Source organism: Streptomyces sp. 3N207, from assembly GCF_052246355.1.
In the GTDB taxonomy this organism is placed as follows: domain Bacteria; phylum Actinomycetota; class Actinomycetes; order Streptomycetales; family Streptomycetaceae; genus Streptomyces.
On record NZ_JBQQBV010000001.1, the window covers coordinates 68950 to 83620 of the forward strand.

The 14671-nt window shown below is 70.9% G+C and carries 13 protein-coding genes and 1 pseudogene; 8 read left to right on the forward strand and 6 right to left on the reverse strand.

Annotated elements, in window-relative coordinates:
* Positions 1 to 487 precede the first annotated feature (487 nt).
* Both ACTWP9_RS00305 and ACTWP9_RS00310 read left to right on the forward strand, forming a co-directional pair.
* Complete coding sequence (locus tag ACTWP9_RS00305) at positions 488 to 2083, forward strand: DEAD/DEAH box helicase (RefSeq protein ID WP_443243861.1); 1596 nt, start codon at positions 488 to 490, stop codon at positions 2081 to 2083.
* A gap of 164 nt (positions 2084 to 2247) precedes the next feature.
* Positions 2248 to 3150 (forward strand): alpha/beta fold hydrolase, encoded by a 903-nt coding sequence (locus ACTWP9_RS00310; RefSeq protein ID WP_443243862.1) that lies wholly within the window; start codon positions 2248 to 2250, stop codon positions 3148 to 3150.
* A 3-nt stretch (positions 3151 to 3153) separates the two neighbouring features.
* Here ACTWP9_RS00310 and ACTWP9_RS00315 read toward each other — a convergent pair.
* The 3 genes and pseudogenes from ACTWP9_RS00315 to ACTWP9_RS00325 all read right to left on the reverse strand — a co-directional run bounded on the left by ACTWP9_RS00315 (position 3154) and on the right by ACTWP9_RS00325 (position 5468).
* Positions 3154 to 3641: pseudogene (locus ACTWP9_RS00315) on the reverse strand (MarC family protein).
* Positions 3642 to 3838: 197 nt separating this feature from the next.
* A complete protein-coding gene (locus tag ACTWP9_RS00320; RefSeq protein WP_443244364.1) occupies positions 3839 to 4684 on the reverse strand; it encodes a PHP domain-containing protein in 846 nt (281 codons plus the stop codon).
* Positions 4685 to 4829: 145 nt separating this feature from the next.
* On the reverse strand, positions 4830 to 5468 hold the full coding sequence (locus tag ACTWP9_RS00325; RefSeq protein ID WP_443243863.1) for a DUF6758 family protein: 639 nt from the start codon (positions 5466 to 5468) through the stop codon (positions 4830 to 4832).
* A 211-nt stretch (positions 5469 to 5679) separates the two neighbouring features.
* Between ACTWP9_RS00325 and ACTWP9_RS00330 the strand changes: the two genes are divergently transcribed.
* On the forward strand, positions 5680 to 6891 hold the full coding sequence (locus tag ACTWP9_RS00330) for an MFS transporter (protein WP_443243864.1): 1212 nt from the start codon (positions 5680 to 5682) through the stop codon (positions 6889 to 6891).
* 40 nt (positions 6892 to 6931) lie between these two features.
* On the opposite strand, the gene ACTWP9_RS00335 is transcribed toward ACTWP9_RS00330, so the two are convergent.
* Positions 6932 to 7525 carry a suppressor of fused domain protein gene (locus ACTWP9_RS00335; protein ID WP_443243865.1) on the reverse strand — a complete coding sequence of 198 codons (594 nt, stop codon included), beginning with the start codon at positions 7523 to 7525 and terminating at the stop codon, positions 6932 to 6934.
* A gap of 540 nt (positions 7526 to 8065) precedes the next feature.
* Between ACTWP9_RS00335 and corA the strand changes: the two genes are divergently transcribed.
* Together corA and ACTWP9_RS00345 are read left to right on the forward strand one after the other, a co-directional pair.
* Positions 8066 to 9196 carry a magnesium/cobalt transporter CorA gene (gene corA / locus ACTWP9_RS00340; RefSeq protein ID WP_443243866.1) on the forward strand — a complete coding sequence of 377 codons (1131 nt, stop codon included), beginning with the start codon at positions 8066 to 8068 and terminating at the stop codon, positions 9194 to 9196.
* A gap of 9 nt (positions 9197 to 9205) precedes the next feature.
* The gene (locus ACTWP9_RS00345) at positions 9206 to 9763 is read left to right on the forward strand and encodes a hypothetical protein (RefSeq protein WP_443243867.1); all 558 of its coding nucleotides are present in this window, start codon (positions 9206 to 9208) and stop codon (positions 9761 to 9763) included.
* An 11-nt stretch (positions 9764 to 9774) separates the two neighbouring features.
* On the opposite strand, the gene ACTWP9_RS00350 is transcribed toward ACTWP9_RS00345, so the two are convergent.
* Positions 9775 to 10545, reverse strand: a complete 771-nt coding sequence (locus tag ACTWP9_RS00350) for a hypothetical protein (protein ID WP_443243868.1) — start codon at positions 10543 to 10545, stop codon at positions 9775 to 9777.
* Between the two features lie 224 nt (positions 10546 to 10769).
* Between ACTWP9_RS00350 and ACTWP9_RS00355 the strand changes: the two genes are divergently transcribed.
* Genes ACTWP9_RS00355 through ACTWP9_RS00365 form a run of 3 tightly spaced genes read left to right on the forward strand, consistent with a single transcriptional unit; the run spans position 10770 to position 13819 of the window.
* Positions 10770 to 12107 carry a magnesium transporter MgtE N-terminal domain-containing protein gene (locus ACTWP9_RS00355; protein WP_443243869.1) on the forward strand — a complete coding sequence of 446 codons (1338 nt, stop codon included), beginning with the start codon at positions 10770 to 10772 and terminating at the stop codon, positions 12105 to 12107.
* Positions 12100 to 12615: a DUF1003 domain-containing protein gene (locus tag ACTWP9_RS00360; RefSeq protein WP_443243870.1), complete on the forward strand. Its 516-nt coding sequence runs from the start codon at positions 12100 to 12102 to the stop codon at positions 12613 to 12615. Before ACTWP9_RS00355 ends, ACTWP9_RS00360 begins: the two co-directional genes overlap by 8 nt.
* A gap of 46 nt (positions 12616 to 12661) precedes the next feature.
* Positions 12662 to 13819, forward strand: coding sequence for an Mrp/NBP35 family ATP-binding protein (locus ACTWP9_RS00365; protein ID WP_443243871.1), 1158 nt, complete (start codon positions 12662 to 12664; stop codon positions 13817 to 13819).
* Between the two features lie 109 nt (positions 13820 to 13928).
* On the opposite strand, the gene ACTWP9_RS00370 is transcribed toward ACTWP9_RS00365, so the two are convergent.
* Entirely contained in the window at positions 13929 to 14585 is a 657-nt protein-coding gene (locus ACTWP9_RS00370) for a hypothetical protein (RefSeq protein WP_443243872.1), read from the reverse strand.
* Between the last annotated feature and the right edge of the window lie 86 nt (positions 14586 to 14671).

The window sequence follows — 14671 nt, forward strand, 5'->3', positions numbered from 1 at the left end:
CGGCTCTCATGAGCCCCATGAGGGCTCAGGTGACCTCGTACACAACGATTGCCCCGGTACAGATGCGCGGATCCGGGGTACAGTGATATTGAGTCCACCGAATGGCGTGGACTCGCTGCATGCATGAAATGCGGATGCCCGGTCGGTGGCCCGATCGGCTCCGACCCGACAGCCTTCCGCCGGACCGTGCTCCCCGCGCGGACCGTGCTGAGAGGGACCGCTCGCGCAAGTGAGGCGCTTGAGCGGGAGACAGTGGTCCCGCGCCGCTTGGCGGGCCGCAACGACGGCCGCATGGTCGCGGTAGATCCTCTCCTCGCTCCGTCGGCCCGCCCAGAAGCTGGGTCGGCCGGACGCCGTAGCCGCATTAGCGCGTCACACAGAAGAGGCAAGCATCCTGTCCACAACGTTCAGAGATCTCGGGATTCTCCCCGAGACCGCCGAGGCCCTCGAAGCCGTCGGCATCACATCCCCCTTTCCGATCCAGGAGATGACGCTCCCCGTCGCCCTCGCCGGCACCGACGTCATCGGCCAGGCGAAGACCGGCACCGGCAAGACGCTGGGGTTCGGGCTGCCGCTGCTTGAGTCGGTCACCGTCCCCGCCGACGTCGAGCTGGGCCGCGCCAAGCCCGAGGAGCTCTCCGAGGCCCCGCAGGCCCTCGTCGTCGTCCCCACCCGTGAGCTGTGCCAGCAGGTGACGAACGACCTGCTCACGGCGGGCAAGGTGCGCAATGTCCGAGTCCTCTCGATCTACGGCGGCCGCGCCTACGAGCCCCAGGTCGAGGCCCTGAAGAAGGGCGTCGACGTGGTGGTCGGCACCCCCGGGCGGCTGCTGGACCTGGCGGGCCAGAAGAAGCTGCGGCTCTCCGAGATCAGGACGCTCGTCCTGGACGAGGCCGACGAGATGCTCGATCTGGGCTTCCTCCCCGACGTCGAGAAGATCATCGAGATGCTGCCGACCCGGCGCCAGACGATGCTCTTCTCCGCGACCATGCCCGGCCAGGTCATCTCGCTCGCCCGCCGCTACATGAGCCAGCCCACGCACATCCGCGCCACCGCGCCGGACGACGAGGGCCAGACGGTGGCGAACACCACACAGCACGTCTTCCGCGCCCACTCGATGGACAAGCCGGAGATGGTCGCGCGCATGCTGCAGGCCGAGGGCCGCGGTCTGGCGATGGTCTTCTGCCGTACGAAGCGCACGGCGGCCGATGTCGCCGAGCAGCTGTCGCGGCGCGGCTTCGCGGCCGGCGCGGTCCACGGCGACCTGGGCCAGGGTGCGCGCGAGCAGGCGCTGCGCGCGTTCCGCAACGGCAAGGTCGATGTGCTCGTGTGCACGGATGTCGCCGCGCGCGGCATCGACGTGGACAACGTCACCCACGTGATCAACTATCAGACGCCCGAGGACGAGAAGACCTACTTGCACCGCATCGGCCGCACCGGCCGTGCGGGCAACTCCGGCATCGCCGTCACGCTGGTCGACTGGGACGACATCCCGCGCTGGCAGCTGATCAACAAGGCGCTGGAGCTGGACTTCAACGACCCGGAGGAGACCTACTCCACCTCGCCGCACCTGTATGAGGCGCTGAAGATCCCCAAGGAGGCCAAGGGCATCCTGCCGCGTGCCGAGCGCACCCGTGCCGGGCTCGCGGCCGAGGAGATCGAGGACCTGGGCGAGCCCGCCAGCCGGTCGCACGGCAAGTCCGGCAAGCCTGCCGCGTCAGCCGAGCGCACCCGCCCGGCACGCCAGCCGCGCCAGCGGCGGCGCACCCGTGGGGCACTGCGCGACGATGCCGCCGCTCCGACCGCGGACACCGCGGCGGACACGGCCGTCGCCACCGCCGCGGGCGCCGAGGCGGGCGAGGGTGGCGCCGCGCGCAAGCCGCGCCGCCGTCGGCGCACCCGCGCCGGAGCCGCGCCCTCCGAGGCCGGGGCCCAGGCCCCCGCCGCAAAGCAGAGCGGCGAAGCCGCCCAGGCGGCGGTCGCCACGGAGGAGGCTCCGCGCAAGCCCCGCCGCCGCAGGACCCGCTCCAGCAGCGCGAGCAGCCGCACGGCCGGCACGGCCCAGCAGTCCGTGGAGGGCTGACCCACCGGCCCCCACCGGCCTTTCGGCAACAGCGCACGGCCCGGCATCCCACTGCGGGATGCCGGGCCGTGCGCTGTGCTGTGCCGGGCCGGAACGCCGCCCGTTCGGTGCCCCGCGGATGGCGCCGTTGGTGCCCCGGGGACGGCTGCAGGTAGCGTCGTGGCATGAGCAAGCCCCCGTTTCTCGCGCTGCCTGCCGGAGTGCGCGCGTACCGAATGGCTACCGCGCGTGGGGAGTTCGCCGTCCATGACACGGGCGGCACGGGCCGCACCGGGCCGACCGTGCTGCTGCTGCCCGGGTTCACCGGCAGCAAGGAGGACTTCATCGGACTGCTGGAGCCGCTGGCGCAGACGGGCTTCCGGGCCGTTGCGGTGGACGGGCGGGGGCAGTTCGAGACGGGCGGGCCGCCCGAGGAGGTCGCCTACGCGCAGGCCGAACTGGCCCGGGATGTGCACGCGATCGCGACCGTGCTCGAACTGGAGCGGCCAGGAACGGTGCATCTGCTCGGCCACTCGCTGGGCGGCCTGGTCGCACGCGCGGCCGTGCTGCTGGATGCCGCGCCGTTCGCCTCGCTGACGCTGATGAGCAGCGGACCGGCAGCTGTTTCACCCTCCCAGCAGAAGCGCGTCAGGCTGCTGCTGAGCGCGCTGGAGACCATGAGCATGGCGGCGATCTGGGAGGTCATGCAGGAGCTCGACCAGTCGGTCGGCTCGGCCGGCGAGGCGCCGTACTCGCGCCGGGAAGTGGAGGAGGCGTCCGCGGCGGTGGAGGAGTTCCTGCGTCACCGCTGGCTCGCCAACGTGCCTGAGCAACTTGCCGCGACGGGGCAGCAGTTGCTCGGTGAGCCGGACCGGGTTGGTGAACTGGCCTCGCTCGGGCTGCCGTTCCACGTCGTGTCCGGCACGGAGGACGACGCCTGGCCGGTGCCGCTGCTGGACCGGATGGCCCAACGGCTCGGCGCCCACCGTACGGTCGTCGCCGGCACGGGCCACTCCCCCAACGCCGAGCGGCCCGCGCAGACCGCGCGGGCCCTGGTGGACTTCTGGCTCAGCGTTTCCGCTGGATGACGCTCAACCTTTCCCCTGGATGAACTGGGTGATGCCGCCGGCGATCTGCTGGACGGCGATGGCCGAGAGCAGCATCCCCGAGAGCCCCAGCCGTCCGCGCGCTGCACGGCCAGGATGACGGAGACGATGGCGCCGGGCCCGGCCAGCAGCGGCATGCCCAGCGGGACGAGCGCCACGTTGACGTCCTTCGTCTGGGTGGGCTCGTCGGACTTGCCGGTCAGCAGGTCGAGCGCGACGAGCAGGAGCAGCAGCCCGCCCGCGACCATCAGCGCCGGGATGGAGACATGCACATAGTCGAGGATCTGCTTGCCGCAGATCCCGAACAGGGTGATCACCCCGAACGCAACAGTTGCCGCCTGCCATGCCATCCGGCGCCGGACCTTCACCGGCCGTCCGGAGGTGAGGCCGAGAAAGATGGGGGTGATGCCGGGCGGGTCCATGATGACGAAGAGGGTGAGGAAGACGGACCCGAAGAGCGCGAAATCGAACACGGTGGTGCCTGTGCCTTGCGGAGATGGAGAAGGTGGGAAGGGCGGGGAAGAAAGCCGGGAGCGCGGGCTCGTTGCAGCGCGGGCCGGGGCGCGTGCGCACGTCCGCGTAACGCCTGCGCGAGCGAGCGGGCGGTGACCCGCGGAATCGGCGCGCGGCCCTGCAGAGCGGCCTGAGCGCTGGAGAGTTGCGGTGCCGCTCAGCCCGGGATCGGCGTGGCGCCTGAGCCGCGTGCGGCGATCTCGGCGTACACGTCGGGCGCGGTGGTGAAGTCGCCGAGCGCGATGGGTTTGCGGCTGCCGTGGTAGTCGCTGGAGCCGGTGGCCAGCAGTCCGAGGTCGTCGGCGAGCGCGTGCAGCCGCTTACGGGTCTCGGGTTCGTGGTCGGCGTGGTCGGCCTCGATACCGTCGAGTCCGGCCTCCGCCAGCTCGGCTATCGCGCTCTCGGGGACGCACTGGCCGCGCTTGGCTGCCAGCGGATGCGCGAAGACGGCAACCCCGCCCGCGCCCTTGATCAGCCGCAGCGCGTCGAAGGGGTCAAGCTCGTGCTTGCTGACGTAGGCCCGCCCGTCGTTGGCGAGCCACTCCTCGGTGAAGGCGTCGGAGACGGTCTCGACGACACCCTGCTCCACCATGGCCGCCGCGATGTGCGGGCGGCCCACCGAACCGTCGCCCGCGATACGCAGGACCTGCTCCCACGTGACGGGCGCGCCCAGGTCACGCAGCTTGCCCACCATCGCCTTGGCACGCGGTACGCGGTCGTCCCGTACGAGCTCGCGCTCGCGGGCCAGTTCGGGCTCCGCGGGGTCGAAGAGGTAGGCGAGCATGTGCAGGCTGATGCCGTCCAGCCGGCAAGAGAGCTCGGCGCCGGTCACCAGGCTCAGCCCGGCGGGCAGCGCGGCGGCGGCCTCGGCGTGGCCCGCCACGGTGTCGTGGTCGGTGAGCGCCACCACGTCCAGCCCGGCAGCCGCGGCGTTGCGCACCAGCTCGGTGGGGGTGTCGGTGCCGTCCGAGGCGGTGGAGTGGGTGTGCAGGTCGATGCGCACTTCGACGGGCTCCGAACGGTGGACGGCGGGCATGACGGGCTCATGGCGAGCGCTCCCCAGGATAGCCGTACCGTCCGGCATCCCTTCCGGCCAGGAGCACCGGCACCCCCTTCCGACCAGGAGAAAGAGGGGGCGACAGGACCGTTCAGGAGATCAGGCGGGGGGAGAGTGCTCCGCAGGGCACCAGTTCCACCTCGGCTCCCGCGTCCCGCAGATCGGTCAGCACGAGTTCGTCGTAGAGCAGCAGTCCGGATTCCTGGGGCCAGACGATGGCCCACAGCCACAGCCCGCACGCCTCGCCCGCGAAGACGGCGCGGTCCTCGGGCGAGCCGCTGACGTGCCAGAGCGGGGTGGGGTGGCCCGCGGCATGGACCTTGGTCTGCGGCGGCTTGCCCGCACAGATGCCGGGCCCGGGGTCCAGGCCGTCGATACCGGCGTAGCGCGCGCCGAGGCCGACGCCCAGTTCCTCGGCGATCAGCAGCAGTTCACCGGGACCGCCGAGCGGTGCGGGGCCCGAGCAGGCGACGGCGGTGGCCCGGCCACCGCTCCTGTCGTCGCCCGCGCAGGCGACGCCGGTGAACAGCCACCCCACGGGCAGCGGCCAGGGCATCCATACGGGCACCTGTGTGCGCCCCACCACGACGGCGAGCGCTTCGACGCTGGGCGGGAGGACCGGCTGGAGCGGGTGCACGGCGCCGTGGACGCCGCACTGCCAGGTGTCGGCGAAGAGACCGGGCGCCCTGACCCGGCCACCGCACTTCGGGCAACTGGGTTCGCCCCTCATGGGCCCTAACGGTCCTACCGGGCCGCCCTCCCGTCAAGGACGATCACCCACCCGGACCTGGGGCCTTGGCAGCACCGTGCGTAAGGGACCCGGAGAACGAGGCGATGACCTGCTGATCATATAGCTGTAGCTTGCACTAGTTAGTCTGCCTAATTTAGCGTGTGTACACACCAATCATTTCTTCAGGCGAGAAACATAAGGAGCGGCAGGCATGAGTGGTGATCCGTTCGACGAAGGCGGTGGCAGTCTTCTCCGTCAGCCGAAGGCCGTATGGGCCACGGCAGGCGCGTCCGTCGTCGCCTTCATGGGCATCGGCCTGGTCGATCCGATCCTCCCCTCCATCGCGAAGGGCCTGGAGGCGACCCCCAGCGAGGTCTCCCTCCTGTTCACCTCGTACTTCCTGATCACCGCCGTGGCGATGCTGGTCACCGGCTTCGTCTCCAGCCGGATCGGCGGCCGCAAGACGCTGCTGCTCGGGCTGGCGCTCGTGGTGATCTTCGCCGGGCTCTCCGGCACCTCGCACTCCGTCGGCGAACTGGTCGGCTTCCGCGCGGGCTGGGGCCTGGGCAACGCCCTCTTCGTCTCCACCGCGCTCGCGGTGATCGTCGGCGCGGCGGCGGGAGGGAGCAGCGCGGCCGTTCTGCTGTACGAGTCCGCGCTGGGCCTCGGCATGGCCTGCGGGCCGCTGCTGGGAGCCGTGCTCGGCGATGCCAGCTGGCGCTTCCCGTTCTTCGGTACGGCCGCACTCATGGCGATCGGTTTCCTCGCCATCGCCGCATTCCTCAAGGAACAGCCCAAGCCCGCGCGGAAGACCTCGCTGCTCGACCCGGTCAAGGCGCTCGGCCACGGCGGGCTCGCCACGGCGGCCGTCTCGGCGTTCTTCTACAACTACGCCTTCTTCACGGTGCTGGCGTTCACGCCGTTCGTGCTCAACATGTCGCCCTACCGCTCCGGCGCTGTGTTCTTCGCCTGGGGCGTGCTGCTGGCGGTCTTCTCCGTACTGATCGCGCCGCGTCTCCAGCAGCGCTTCGGTTCGCTGCGGGTGCTGGGGGCCTCGCTGGTGCTCATGGCCGTCGACCTGCTGGTGCTGGGGTACGGCAACCACGCCGTGGCCATCGTCTGCACCGTGGTCTCGGGGGCCTTCATCGGGGTCAGCAACACCGTGTACACCGAGCTGGCGCTCGGGGTGTCGGACACGCCCCGGCCCGTCGCCAGTGCCGGATACAACTTCGTACGCTGGTTCGCCGCCGCCGCGGCGCCCTTTCTGGCGCCGAAGATCGAAGGGTGGGCGAACATCCATGCCCCGTTCCTGGTCGCAGCCCTTGCCGCGCTGGTGGGCGCCGGCATCGTGGCTGCCCGGCGCAGGGCTCTGACAACGGAGGCCGAGGAATTGCTCCCCGTACCCGCCGAGGCCGCAGCCTGAACCGTCTGCCGCACCGTCTGCCGCCGCCGGAAAGCAGGGGTCACTCCCCCAGCGGCACAGCCCCGCGCAGCGGATCGCGGAGGTCTGTCTCGTGGCGGAGCCACCGTTCGTGGAGCGCGTCCGCGCCATGGACTCGCTTCCACGCGGCCTCCGTCGGCGTCATGGGCAGCAGCTGCAGGAAGCGGACGGGGTCACGGGGCCCATCCAGGGCCAAGTCCTCGACCAGGCCGCCGGGTTCGGCGACCAGTACGGAGGTGAAGGGCGCTCCGGGCCACAGCGGTTCGCCGGTGTCCAGGGAGGCGCCCGGGGCGACGACGACGCCCTCGACCTGCGGCGACGCCGCCAGTACAGCCAGCGGTCGCAGCACCTTGTCCGTATCGGCGACTCCGGCCCGTACGGTCAGCAGCAGTTCGGCGCGCGGCCCCACCTCGGGATCGGCCAGCGCCTGGGCCGGGTCGGTCATCGGTGCGGCCGACATACCGAGGGTGGCATATCGCACAGTGCCCGCCTCGGCGTCCGGAAACCGCAGCACCTCGATGCGCTCCGTACCCAGAAAGGTGACCGAGGCACGGGCGTCGGGCTCGCCGAAGGCCCAGCGCAGCCGGGAGTCGACCAGAGTCAGGACGTCGTTCATCCGGCGAGCATAGAGCGCGGTTCGACCGCGCTTCGGTGCGGCTTCGGAGCAGCTCCGGTAGGTAAGGAGGCGGCAAAGGGCTGCCAGGATCGGGCGCGACGGGCACGGGGACCGTTTTTGCAGTGCTACCGTTGGCTGCCGGTCAAGGCGTGTACACATCGTCCCCCACAGGGGCCCGGCCGGAGGAGGTGGGACTGACATGGATCCGAGTCGACCGTGCAGTACCAGCCGCTCTTCCTGCCCGGCAATGACCGCGCCACTCAGACCCTGATCTTCTTTCAGACCTGATCTCCCAGCGGCCAGGGGCGCACTCTCCCCCAGGACCGAGAACCGGTTCCCACCGGGGTGCGCACGGCGGAAGAGCGTCCGCGTTTCGCAGTTTCGCATTGTTCCGTCTGTCAGCAACCGCCGTCGTCACAGCGTGCGTGTGGTGCCCGCTTTGCGGACCTCCGGGTGGTGGCCCGTAGGCCCCCGTTCCGGGCAGCACGACGCCTCGGCCGATGTCACGGCGGCATGGCACGGCACCGTTGGAGGGGCCTCATGTCGATGATCCGAGAGCTGCGCGCCGCAGTGCGCCCGGCCCTGCGCAGGGACAACCGTTCGGGATACGGCGCCGGATACGAGCGCGTCAGTGCGGCGGGCACCAGCAGCGCCGTCGTGGACTGCGGCGTCTATCTGGACGGCCGCCGGGCCCCCGAACACCTCACCCCGGCCCAGGCGCTGCGCAAGGTGCGCTCGCCGGAGGGCCAGAGCCGGAACGGGTTCGTCTGGATCGGTCTGCACGAGCCGACCGAGGAGGAGTTCTCCGACATCGCACAGGAGTACGGTCTGCACCCGCTGGCCGTCGAGGACGCGGTGCACGCGCACCAGCGCCCGAAGTTGGAGCGGTACGACGAGAGCCTGTTCACCGTCTTCAAGACGATCCACTACGTCGAGCACGCCGAACTGACCTCCACCAGCGAGGTGGTGGAGACCGGCGAGGTGATGTGCTTCACCGGCCGGGACTACGTCATCACCGTCCGGCACGGCGGCCAGGGCTCCCTGCGGGCGTTGCGGCACCGGCTGGAGGACGACCCCGAGCTGCTGAGCAAGGGCCCCTCTGCCGTGCTGCACGCCATCGCCGACCAGACCGTGGACGGCTATATGGCGGTGGCCGACGCGGTGCAGGACGACATCGACGAGGTCGAGATCGAGGTCTTCTCCGACCGCTCGGGCAGCGGCAAGCGCGGCGGTGACGCCAGCCGGATCTACCAGCTCAAGCGCGAGGTGCTGGAGTTCAAGCGCGCCGTCTCCCCGCTGATGCGGCCGCTGCAGACGCTGAGCGAGCGGCCGGTACGGCTGATCGACCCGGACATCCAGAAGTACTTCCGCGACGTGGCCGACCACCTGACCCGCGTCAACGAGCAGGTGCTGGGCTTCGACGACCTGCTCAACTCGATCCTCCAGGCGAACCTCGCCCAGGCGACGGTCGCGCAGAACGAGGACATGCGCAAGATCACCGCCTGGGCCGCCATCTTCGCGGTGCCGACGATGATCGCCGGGATCTACGGCATGAACTTCGACTACATGCCGGAGCTGCGCTGGAAGTACGGCTACCCGATGGTGCTGCTGCTGATCCTCGCCATCTGTTACGGCATCCACCGGGGCTTCAAGCGCAACGGCTGGCTGTAGCCTGCGGCTATGAGCGTGACACCGCAGCCGACCGACAGCCATCTGGACCGCGCGCTGATCGAGGAGACGGCCAAGAAGTCCGGACTCGTCTGGGTGCGCGGTCCCCAGGGTCCGGCACGCGGCCTGTGGCACGTATGGCACGAGGGAGCGGTGTGCCTGGTCGGCGACGGCTCGCTCGAACAGCCGCTCGCCGGCCTGGGCCTGACGGACGGCGGCAGCGCCACCGTCAGCGTGCGCGGCAAGGACAAGGGCGCCCGGCTCGTCGTCTGGCCGGCACGGGTACGGGAACTCCCCCCGCACGGCGAGGAGTGGGAGGCGGCCGTCGGTGAGCTCAAGGGCAAGCGGCTCAACGCGCCGGACGCCGACACCATGACCGAGCGCTGGGCCCGCGAGAGCCGGGTGCTGCGGCTGGAGCCGGAGGGCGAAGCGCTGGAGCGGCCCGGTGCGATGCCGCACGGCTCGCAGGCCGCGCCGCCACCGGCCACCCCCGTCACCACCCGTCGGTCCCAGCCCGCGGGGCTGCCGCGGCTGCTGTTCCGCCGCCGGAAGAACCGCGCCCGCGGCTGACCCCGGGCCGGTCAGCCGCCGTGCTGCTCGGGTGAGATCTTCTTGCCGTAGTCGACGGTCTCGTCCTTCTTGGGCGCGTGCAGCGCGAAGCCGTCGTTCCAGTCGCTCAGCTGCACCGTCCCCGCGCCCCCGGCGCGACGCAGCCGCAGCGGGTACGGGGTCCCCTCCAGCGAGACGTCCACGGTGCCGCCGCGGCCCTTGCCGGCCGTGACCCGGATCGTTCTGGTGCCGGCCACCGTCGAGCGCTCCCCCGTCTCGCGCTTGCCCTCCATGGTCAGCAGCCCGTCCAGGAGGGTGCTCATGTCGGTGAAGACGCTCAACTGCTTGTACGCCGGGTCCTGTTCGGGGACCTTGACGTACTTGCCCTTGAGCTTGCCCGCCGCGGCGATGTCGCTCTTGCCGGGCTTCTTGCCGCCTTCCTGCCGGGCCCAGAAGCCGGTGCCGGCCTTGAGGAAGAGGTCCCGGCCCGTGCGCAGCAGCTGGAAGGTGGAGCCGCCCTCGGCGGAGACCTCGCCGACGCCGCCGTTGCTGGTCAGCCGCATCTTGAGGCGGTAGGTCTGCCCCTTGCTGACGACGTTGCCGGAGACCCGTACGGCCTTGGCGCGCTCGGCCGCCGTTTTCGCCTTCCGTTCGATCTTCGTCGCCGAGAGCTTGCCGACCCCGTTGGTGCCCTCGTCCGGGTCCTCGCCCCCTCCTCCGCACCCGCTCAGTGCCGTACTCGCTCCGACGCAGACGAGAGCGAGCAGCGCTGCACTCCGGGGTGCGCGGGCGCGTCCAGTCACGAGGCGTTCCTCCTGTGGTCGGCGACGGCAGAGGGCACCCTACCCGGACGGACGCGGCTCCCCGGAAGGCAGCCGTCCGGAGCACCGGCTGCGACGGCTGTGGCCCCGGTCACGCTAGCCTGAAACCGGCATATATGGGCAAGAGTGATGTAAAGCCGTAAAGATCTCGACGGATCTCGACGTGGCAGCGAACGGTCGGCGCGGCCGAGGAGGGCAGGCAGCTCATGGCAGCGAGCGCTCCCCGGGTCTTCGTCTCCCACCTGGCCGGTGTCCCCGTCTTCGACCCCAACGGCGACCAGCTCGGCAGGGTCCGCGACGTGGTCGCCCTGCTGGGTGTCCGGCGGCGGCTGCCCAGCGTCCTGGGGCTGGTGGTGGAGGTCGTCAGCAGACGCCGGGTCTTCCTGCCCATGACCCGGGTGACGGGCGTGGAGTCCGGCCAGGTCATCACCACGGGGGTGCTCAACATCCGGCGGTTCGAGCGGCGCCCCAACGAACGGCTGGTCCTCGGCGAGCTGCTGGACCGCCAGGTGACCCTCCGGGAGACCGGCGAAGAGGTGACCGTCCTCGATGTCGGCCTCCAGCGGCTGCCCGCCCGCCGCGACTGGGAGATCGACCGGCTGTTCGTCCGCAAGGGGCGCAAGGGCGGCGGGCTGCGCGGCAGGCGCGGTGAGACGCTCACCGTGGAGTGGGACGCGGTGACCGGCTTCGATCTGGAGGAGCCCGAGCAGGGCACCGCCAATCTGCTGGCCACCTTCGAACAGCTGCGCCCCGCGGACCTGGCCAACGTACTGCACCACCTCTCCGCGAAGCGCCGGGCCGAGGTGGCCGCCGCGCTGCACGACGACCGGCTCGCCGACGTGCTGGAAGAGCTGCCGGACGACGACCAGGTGGAGATCATCGGCAAGCTCGCCGACGAGCGCGCCGCACTCGTCCTGGAGGCCATGGACCCCGACGACGCCGCCGACCTGCTCGGCGAGCTGCCGGAGGCCGACAAGGAGCGCCTGCTGGACCTGATGCAGCCGCAGGAGGCAGCACCGGTGCGGCGGCTGCTCAGTTATGAGGAGGGCACGGCAGGCAGCCTGATGACGCCCGAGCCGATCGTGCTGCGCCCGGACGCCAGCGTCGCGGAGGCGCTGGCCCGGGTGCGCAACGAGGACCTGTCAGCGCCGCTGGCCTCCCAGGTCTACGTATGCCGACCGCCGGACGAGACGCCGACCGGCAAGTACCTGGGCATCGTGCACTTCCAACGCCTGCTGAGGGAACCGCCGTTCGCGCTCGTGAGTGCCCTTGTGGACGCCGATCTGCGGCCGCTGCCGCCCACGGCCTCGGTGCCCGCGCTGACGAGCTATATGGCGGCCTACAACATCGTCTCGGCGCCCGTGGTGGACGAGGGCGGCCATCTGCTGGGCGCCGTCACGGTCGACGACGTGCTGGACGACCTGCTGCCGGAGGACTGGCGGGAGGCGGCGGCCGTGGGCGGGCTGCCCGGCTTCGCGCCCGGCCGGCACGAGGAACGCGAGGAGCACACGGAGCAGCAGGCACGAGGGAGCGGCGATGGCTGAGCGGGAGGGACCGCGGCTGGATCTACCGCGTACGCCCCGGCGTACGCTGCTGCCCACCTACGACCCGGACACGTTCGGGCGGGCCTCGGAGCGGATCGCGCGCTTCTTGGGCACGGGCCGCTTCCTGCTGTGGATGACGATCGTGATCATCGTCTGGATGGGCTGGAACATCGTCGCTCCGGCCGGTTGGAAGTTCGACGAGTACCCGTTCATCTTCCTGACCCTGGCCCTCTCCCTCCAGGCTTCCTACGCGGCTCCGCTCATCCTGCTGGCGCAGAACCGTCAGGACGACCGGGACCGGGTCAATCTGGAGCAGGACCGCAAACAGAACGAGCGCAGCATCGCCGACACCGAGTTCCTCAGCCGCGAGATCGCCGCGCTGCGGATGGGGCTGGGCGAGGTCGCCACCCGCGACTGGATCCGCTCGGAGCTGGCCGAACTGCTCAAGGAACTGGAGCACACCGACCGCGAGCCCGCGGGAGCCCGGGAGAGTGACCAAGACCGCTGACCGTTCGCTTAGGAGAGCCCAGCTACTGGGCCGTACCATTTGAGTCATGGCTACCGAGACCCAGGAATCCACCCCCACCGAAGACGCGGTGCGTGCGGCACTCGCCACGGTGAACGACCCGGAGATCCACCGGCCGATCACCGACCTGGGGATGGTCAAATCCATCGAGATCGCGCCCGACGGCGCGGTCGACGTCGGGGTCTATCTGACGGTCTCCGGCTGTCCGCTGCGCGAGACCATCACCGCGAACGTGACCGAGGCCGTGCAGCGGGTGCCCGGTGTCACCTCGGTCGGCGTCGAGCTGGACGTGATGAGCGACGAGCAGCGCCGGGAGCTGGCCGCGTCCCTGCGCGGCGGCAAGGCCGAGCGCGAGATCCCCTTCGCCCAGCCCGGCTCGCTGACCCGCGTCTACTGCGTGGCCTCCGGCAAGGGCGGCGTCGGCAAGTCCTCGGTGACCGTGAACCTGGCCGCGGCGCTGGCTGACGACGGCCTCAAGGTCGGCGTGGTGGACGCCGACATCTACGGCCACTCCGTCCCGCGGATGCTGGGCACGGACGGCCGGCCCACCCAGGTCGAGGACATGATCATGCCGCCCTCCGCACACGGCGTGAAGGTCATCTCGATCGGCATGTTCACCCCGGGCAACGCCCCCGTGGTCTGGCGCGGGCCCATGCTGCACCGTGCGCTCCAGCAGTTCCTCGCCGACGTCTACTGGGGCGATCTGGACGTGCTGCTGCTGGACCTGCCGCCCGGCACCGGGGACATCGCCATCTCGGTCGCCCAGCTGGTCCCGAATGCGGAGATCCTGGTGGTGACGACCCCGCAGCAGGCGGCGGCCGAGGTCGCCGAGCGCGCGGGCTCCATCGCGGTGCAGACCCACCAGAAGATCGTCGGCGTGATCGAGAACATGTCCGGCATGCCGTGCCCGCACTGCGACGAGATGGTCGACGTCTTCGGCACCGGCGGCGGCAAGCAGGTCGCCGAGGGCCTGACCCGCACCACCGGCGCGGAGGTGCCGGTGCTGGGCGGCATCCCGATCGACATCCGGCTGCGCGAGGGCGGCGACGAGGGCAAGCCCGTGGTCCTCAGCGATCCGGACTCCCCCGCCGGCAAGGCGCTGCGCACGGTCGCCGACAAGCTCAGCTCCCGCCAGCGCGGACTGTCGGGCATGTCACTGGGCCTCACCCCGAGCAACAAGTTCTGACGGCCGGCCGGACAACGCGCCTCGCCGGCGTCCCGCACAGCGCGCGGCCCCCGTACGGAAGACTCCGTACGGGGGCCGCGCGCTTGTCCGTGAGACCGGGGCGGAGTGCTCAGCTCTTTTCGTACGCGGTGATGTCCTTCACCACGGCGAAGCCGAGGCCGTACGCGCTCATCCCGCGCCCGTAGGCCCCCAGGTGGACGCCCTCCTGGGCCGAACCGGCGAGTACCCAGCCGTACTCGGACTCCCGGTAGTGGAAGTCGGTGGGGACGCCGTCCACCGGCAGCGAGAGCGTGCTCCAGCCGGAGCCGTCCAGATCGTCCGCAAGCTCCCAGGCGACGCCGGTCTGCTGGTCGAGCCAGTCCTGGCGCAGGCTGCGGTCCATCTCCATCGGGAAGCTGCACGAGAGCAGCCCCGAGCCCGCCAGCCAGGCGGCGGTGGACACGGAGGTGGCCTCCAGCGTCCCGGTGCCGTCGGCGCTGCGCCGCACCGGGCGGCTGGCGAGGGTCACGACGACGGCGAAGCTCTGGTCCTCAGGGGTGGTTTCGGCGCGGAGGGAGGGCTCCTCGCCATGGCCGGTCGAGCCGTGCTCGACGGTGCCGTCGGCCGCTGTACCGACCTGCATCAGCCAGCGTGGCCCGGTGAAGGCCGTGTCCAGGCCGTACCACGGAAAGGCAGCCATCAGATAGTCGTCCACCGCCCGCCGCGCGTTTGGTACCCCCTGCGCGGCGGGCCCGGATTCACCGGCTAGCCGACTCGTCGTCTCCATCTGTGCGACGCCTCCTCATTGCCCTGTTGCCTGGGCAGCCGAGCTCCTCGGACGGCGACCCCCGACACTGGGAGGATAGCCACACC

Excerpts from the sequence above, each read along its gene's own strand:
- ACTWP9_RS00305 (WP_443243861.1), top strand. The coding sequence starts at position 488 with ATGACGCTCCCCGTCGCCCTCGCCGGCACCGACGTCATCGGCCAGGCG.
- ACTWP9_RS00310 (WP_443243862.1), top strand. The coding sequence starts at position 2,248 with ATGAGCAAGCCCCCGTTTCTCGCGCTGCCTGCCGGAGTGCGCGCGTAC.
- ACTWP9_RS00325 (WP_443243863.1), bottom strand. The coding sequence starts at position 5,468 with ATGAGGGGCGAACCCAGTTGCCCGAAGTGCGGTGGCCGGGTCAGGGCG.
- ACTWP9_RS00330 (WP_443243864.1), top strand. The coding sequence starts at position 5,680 with ATGAGTGGTGATCCGTTCGACGAAGGCGGTGGCAGTCTTCTCCGTCAG.
- ACTWP9_RS00335 (WP_443243865.1), bottom strand. The coding sequence starts at position 7,525 with ATGAACGACGTCCTGACTCTGGTCGACTCCCGGCTGCGCTGGGCCTTC.
- corA (WP_443243866.1), top strand. The coding sequence starts at position 8,066 with ATGTCGATGATCCGAGAGCTGCGCGCCGCAGTGCGCCCGGCCCTGCGC.
- ACTWP9_RS00345 (WP_443243867.1), top strand. The coding sequence starts at position 9,206 with ATGAGCGTGACACCGCAGCCGACCGACAGCCATCTGGACCGCGCGCTG.
- ACTWP9_RS00355 (WP_443243869.1), top strand. The coding sequence starts at position 10,770 with ATGGCAGCGAGCGCTCCCCGGGTCTTCGTCTCCCACCTGGCCGGTGTC.
- ACTWP9_RS00360 (WP_443243870.1), top strand. The coding sequence starts at position 12,100 with ATGGCTGAGCGGGAGGGACCGCGGCTGGATCTACCGCGTACGCCCCGG.
- ACTWP9_RS00365 (WP_443243871.1), top strand. The coding sequence starts at position 12,662 with ATGGCTACCGAGACCCAGGAATCCACCCCCACCGAAGACGCGGTGCGT.
- ACTWP9_RS00370 (WP_443243872.1), bottom strand. The coding sequence starts at position 14,585 with ATGGAGACGACGAGTCGGCTAGCCGGTGAATCCGGGCCCGCCGCGCAG.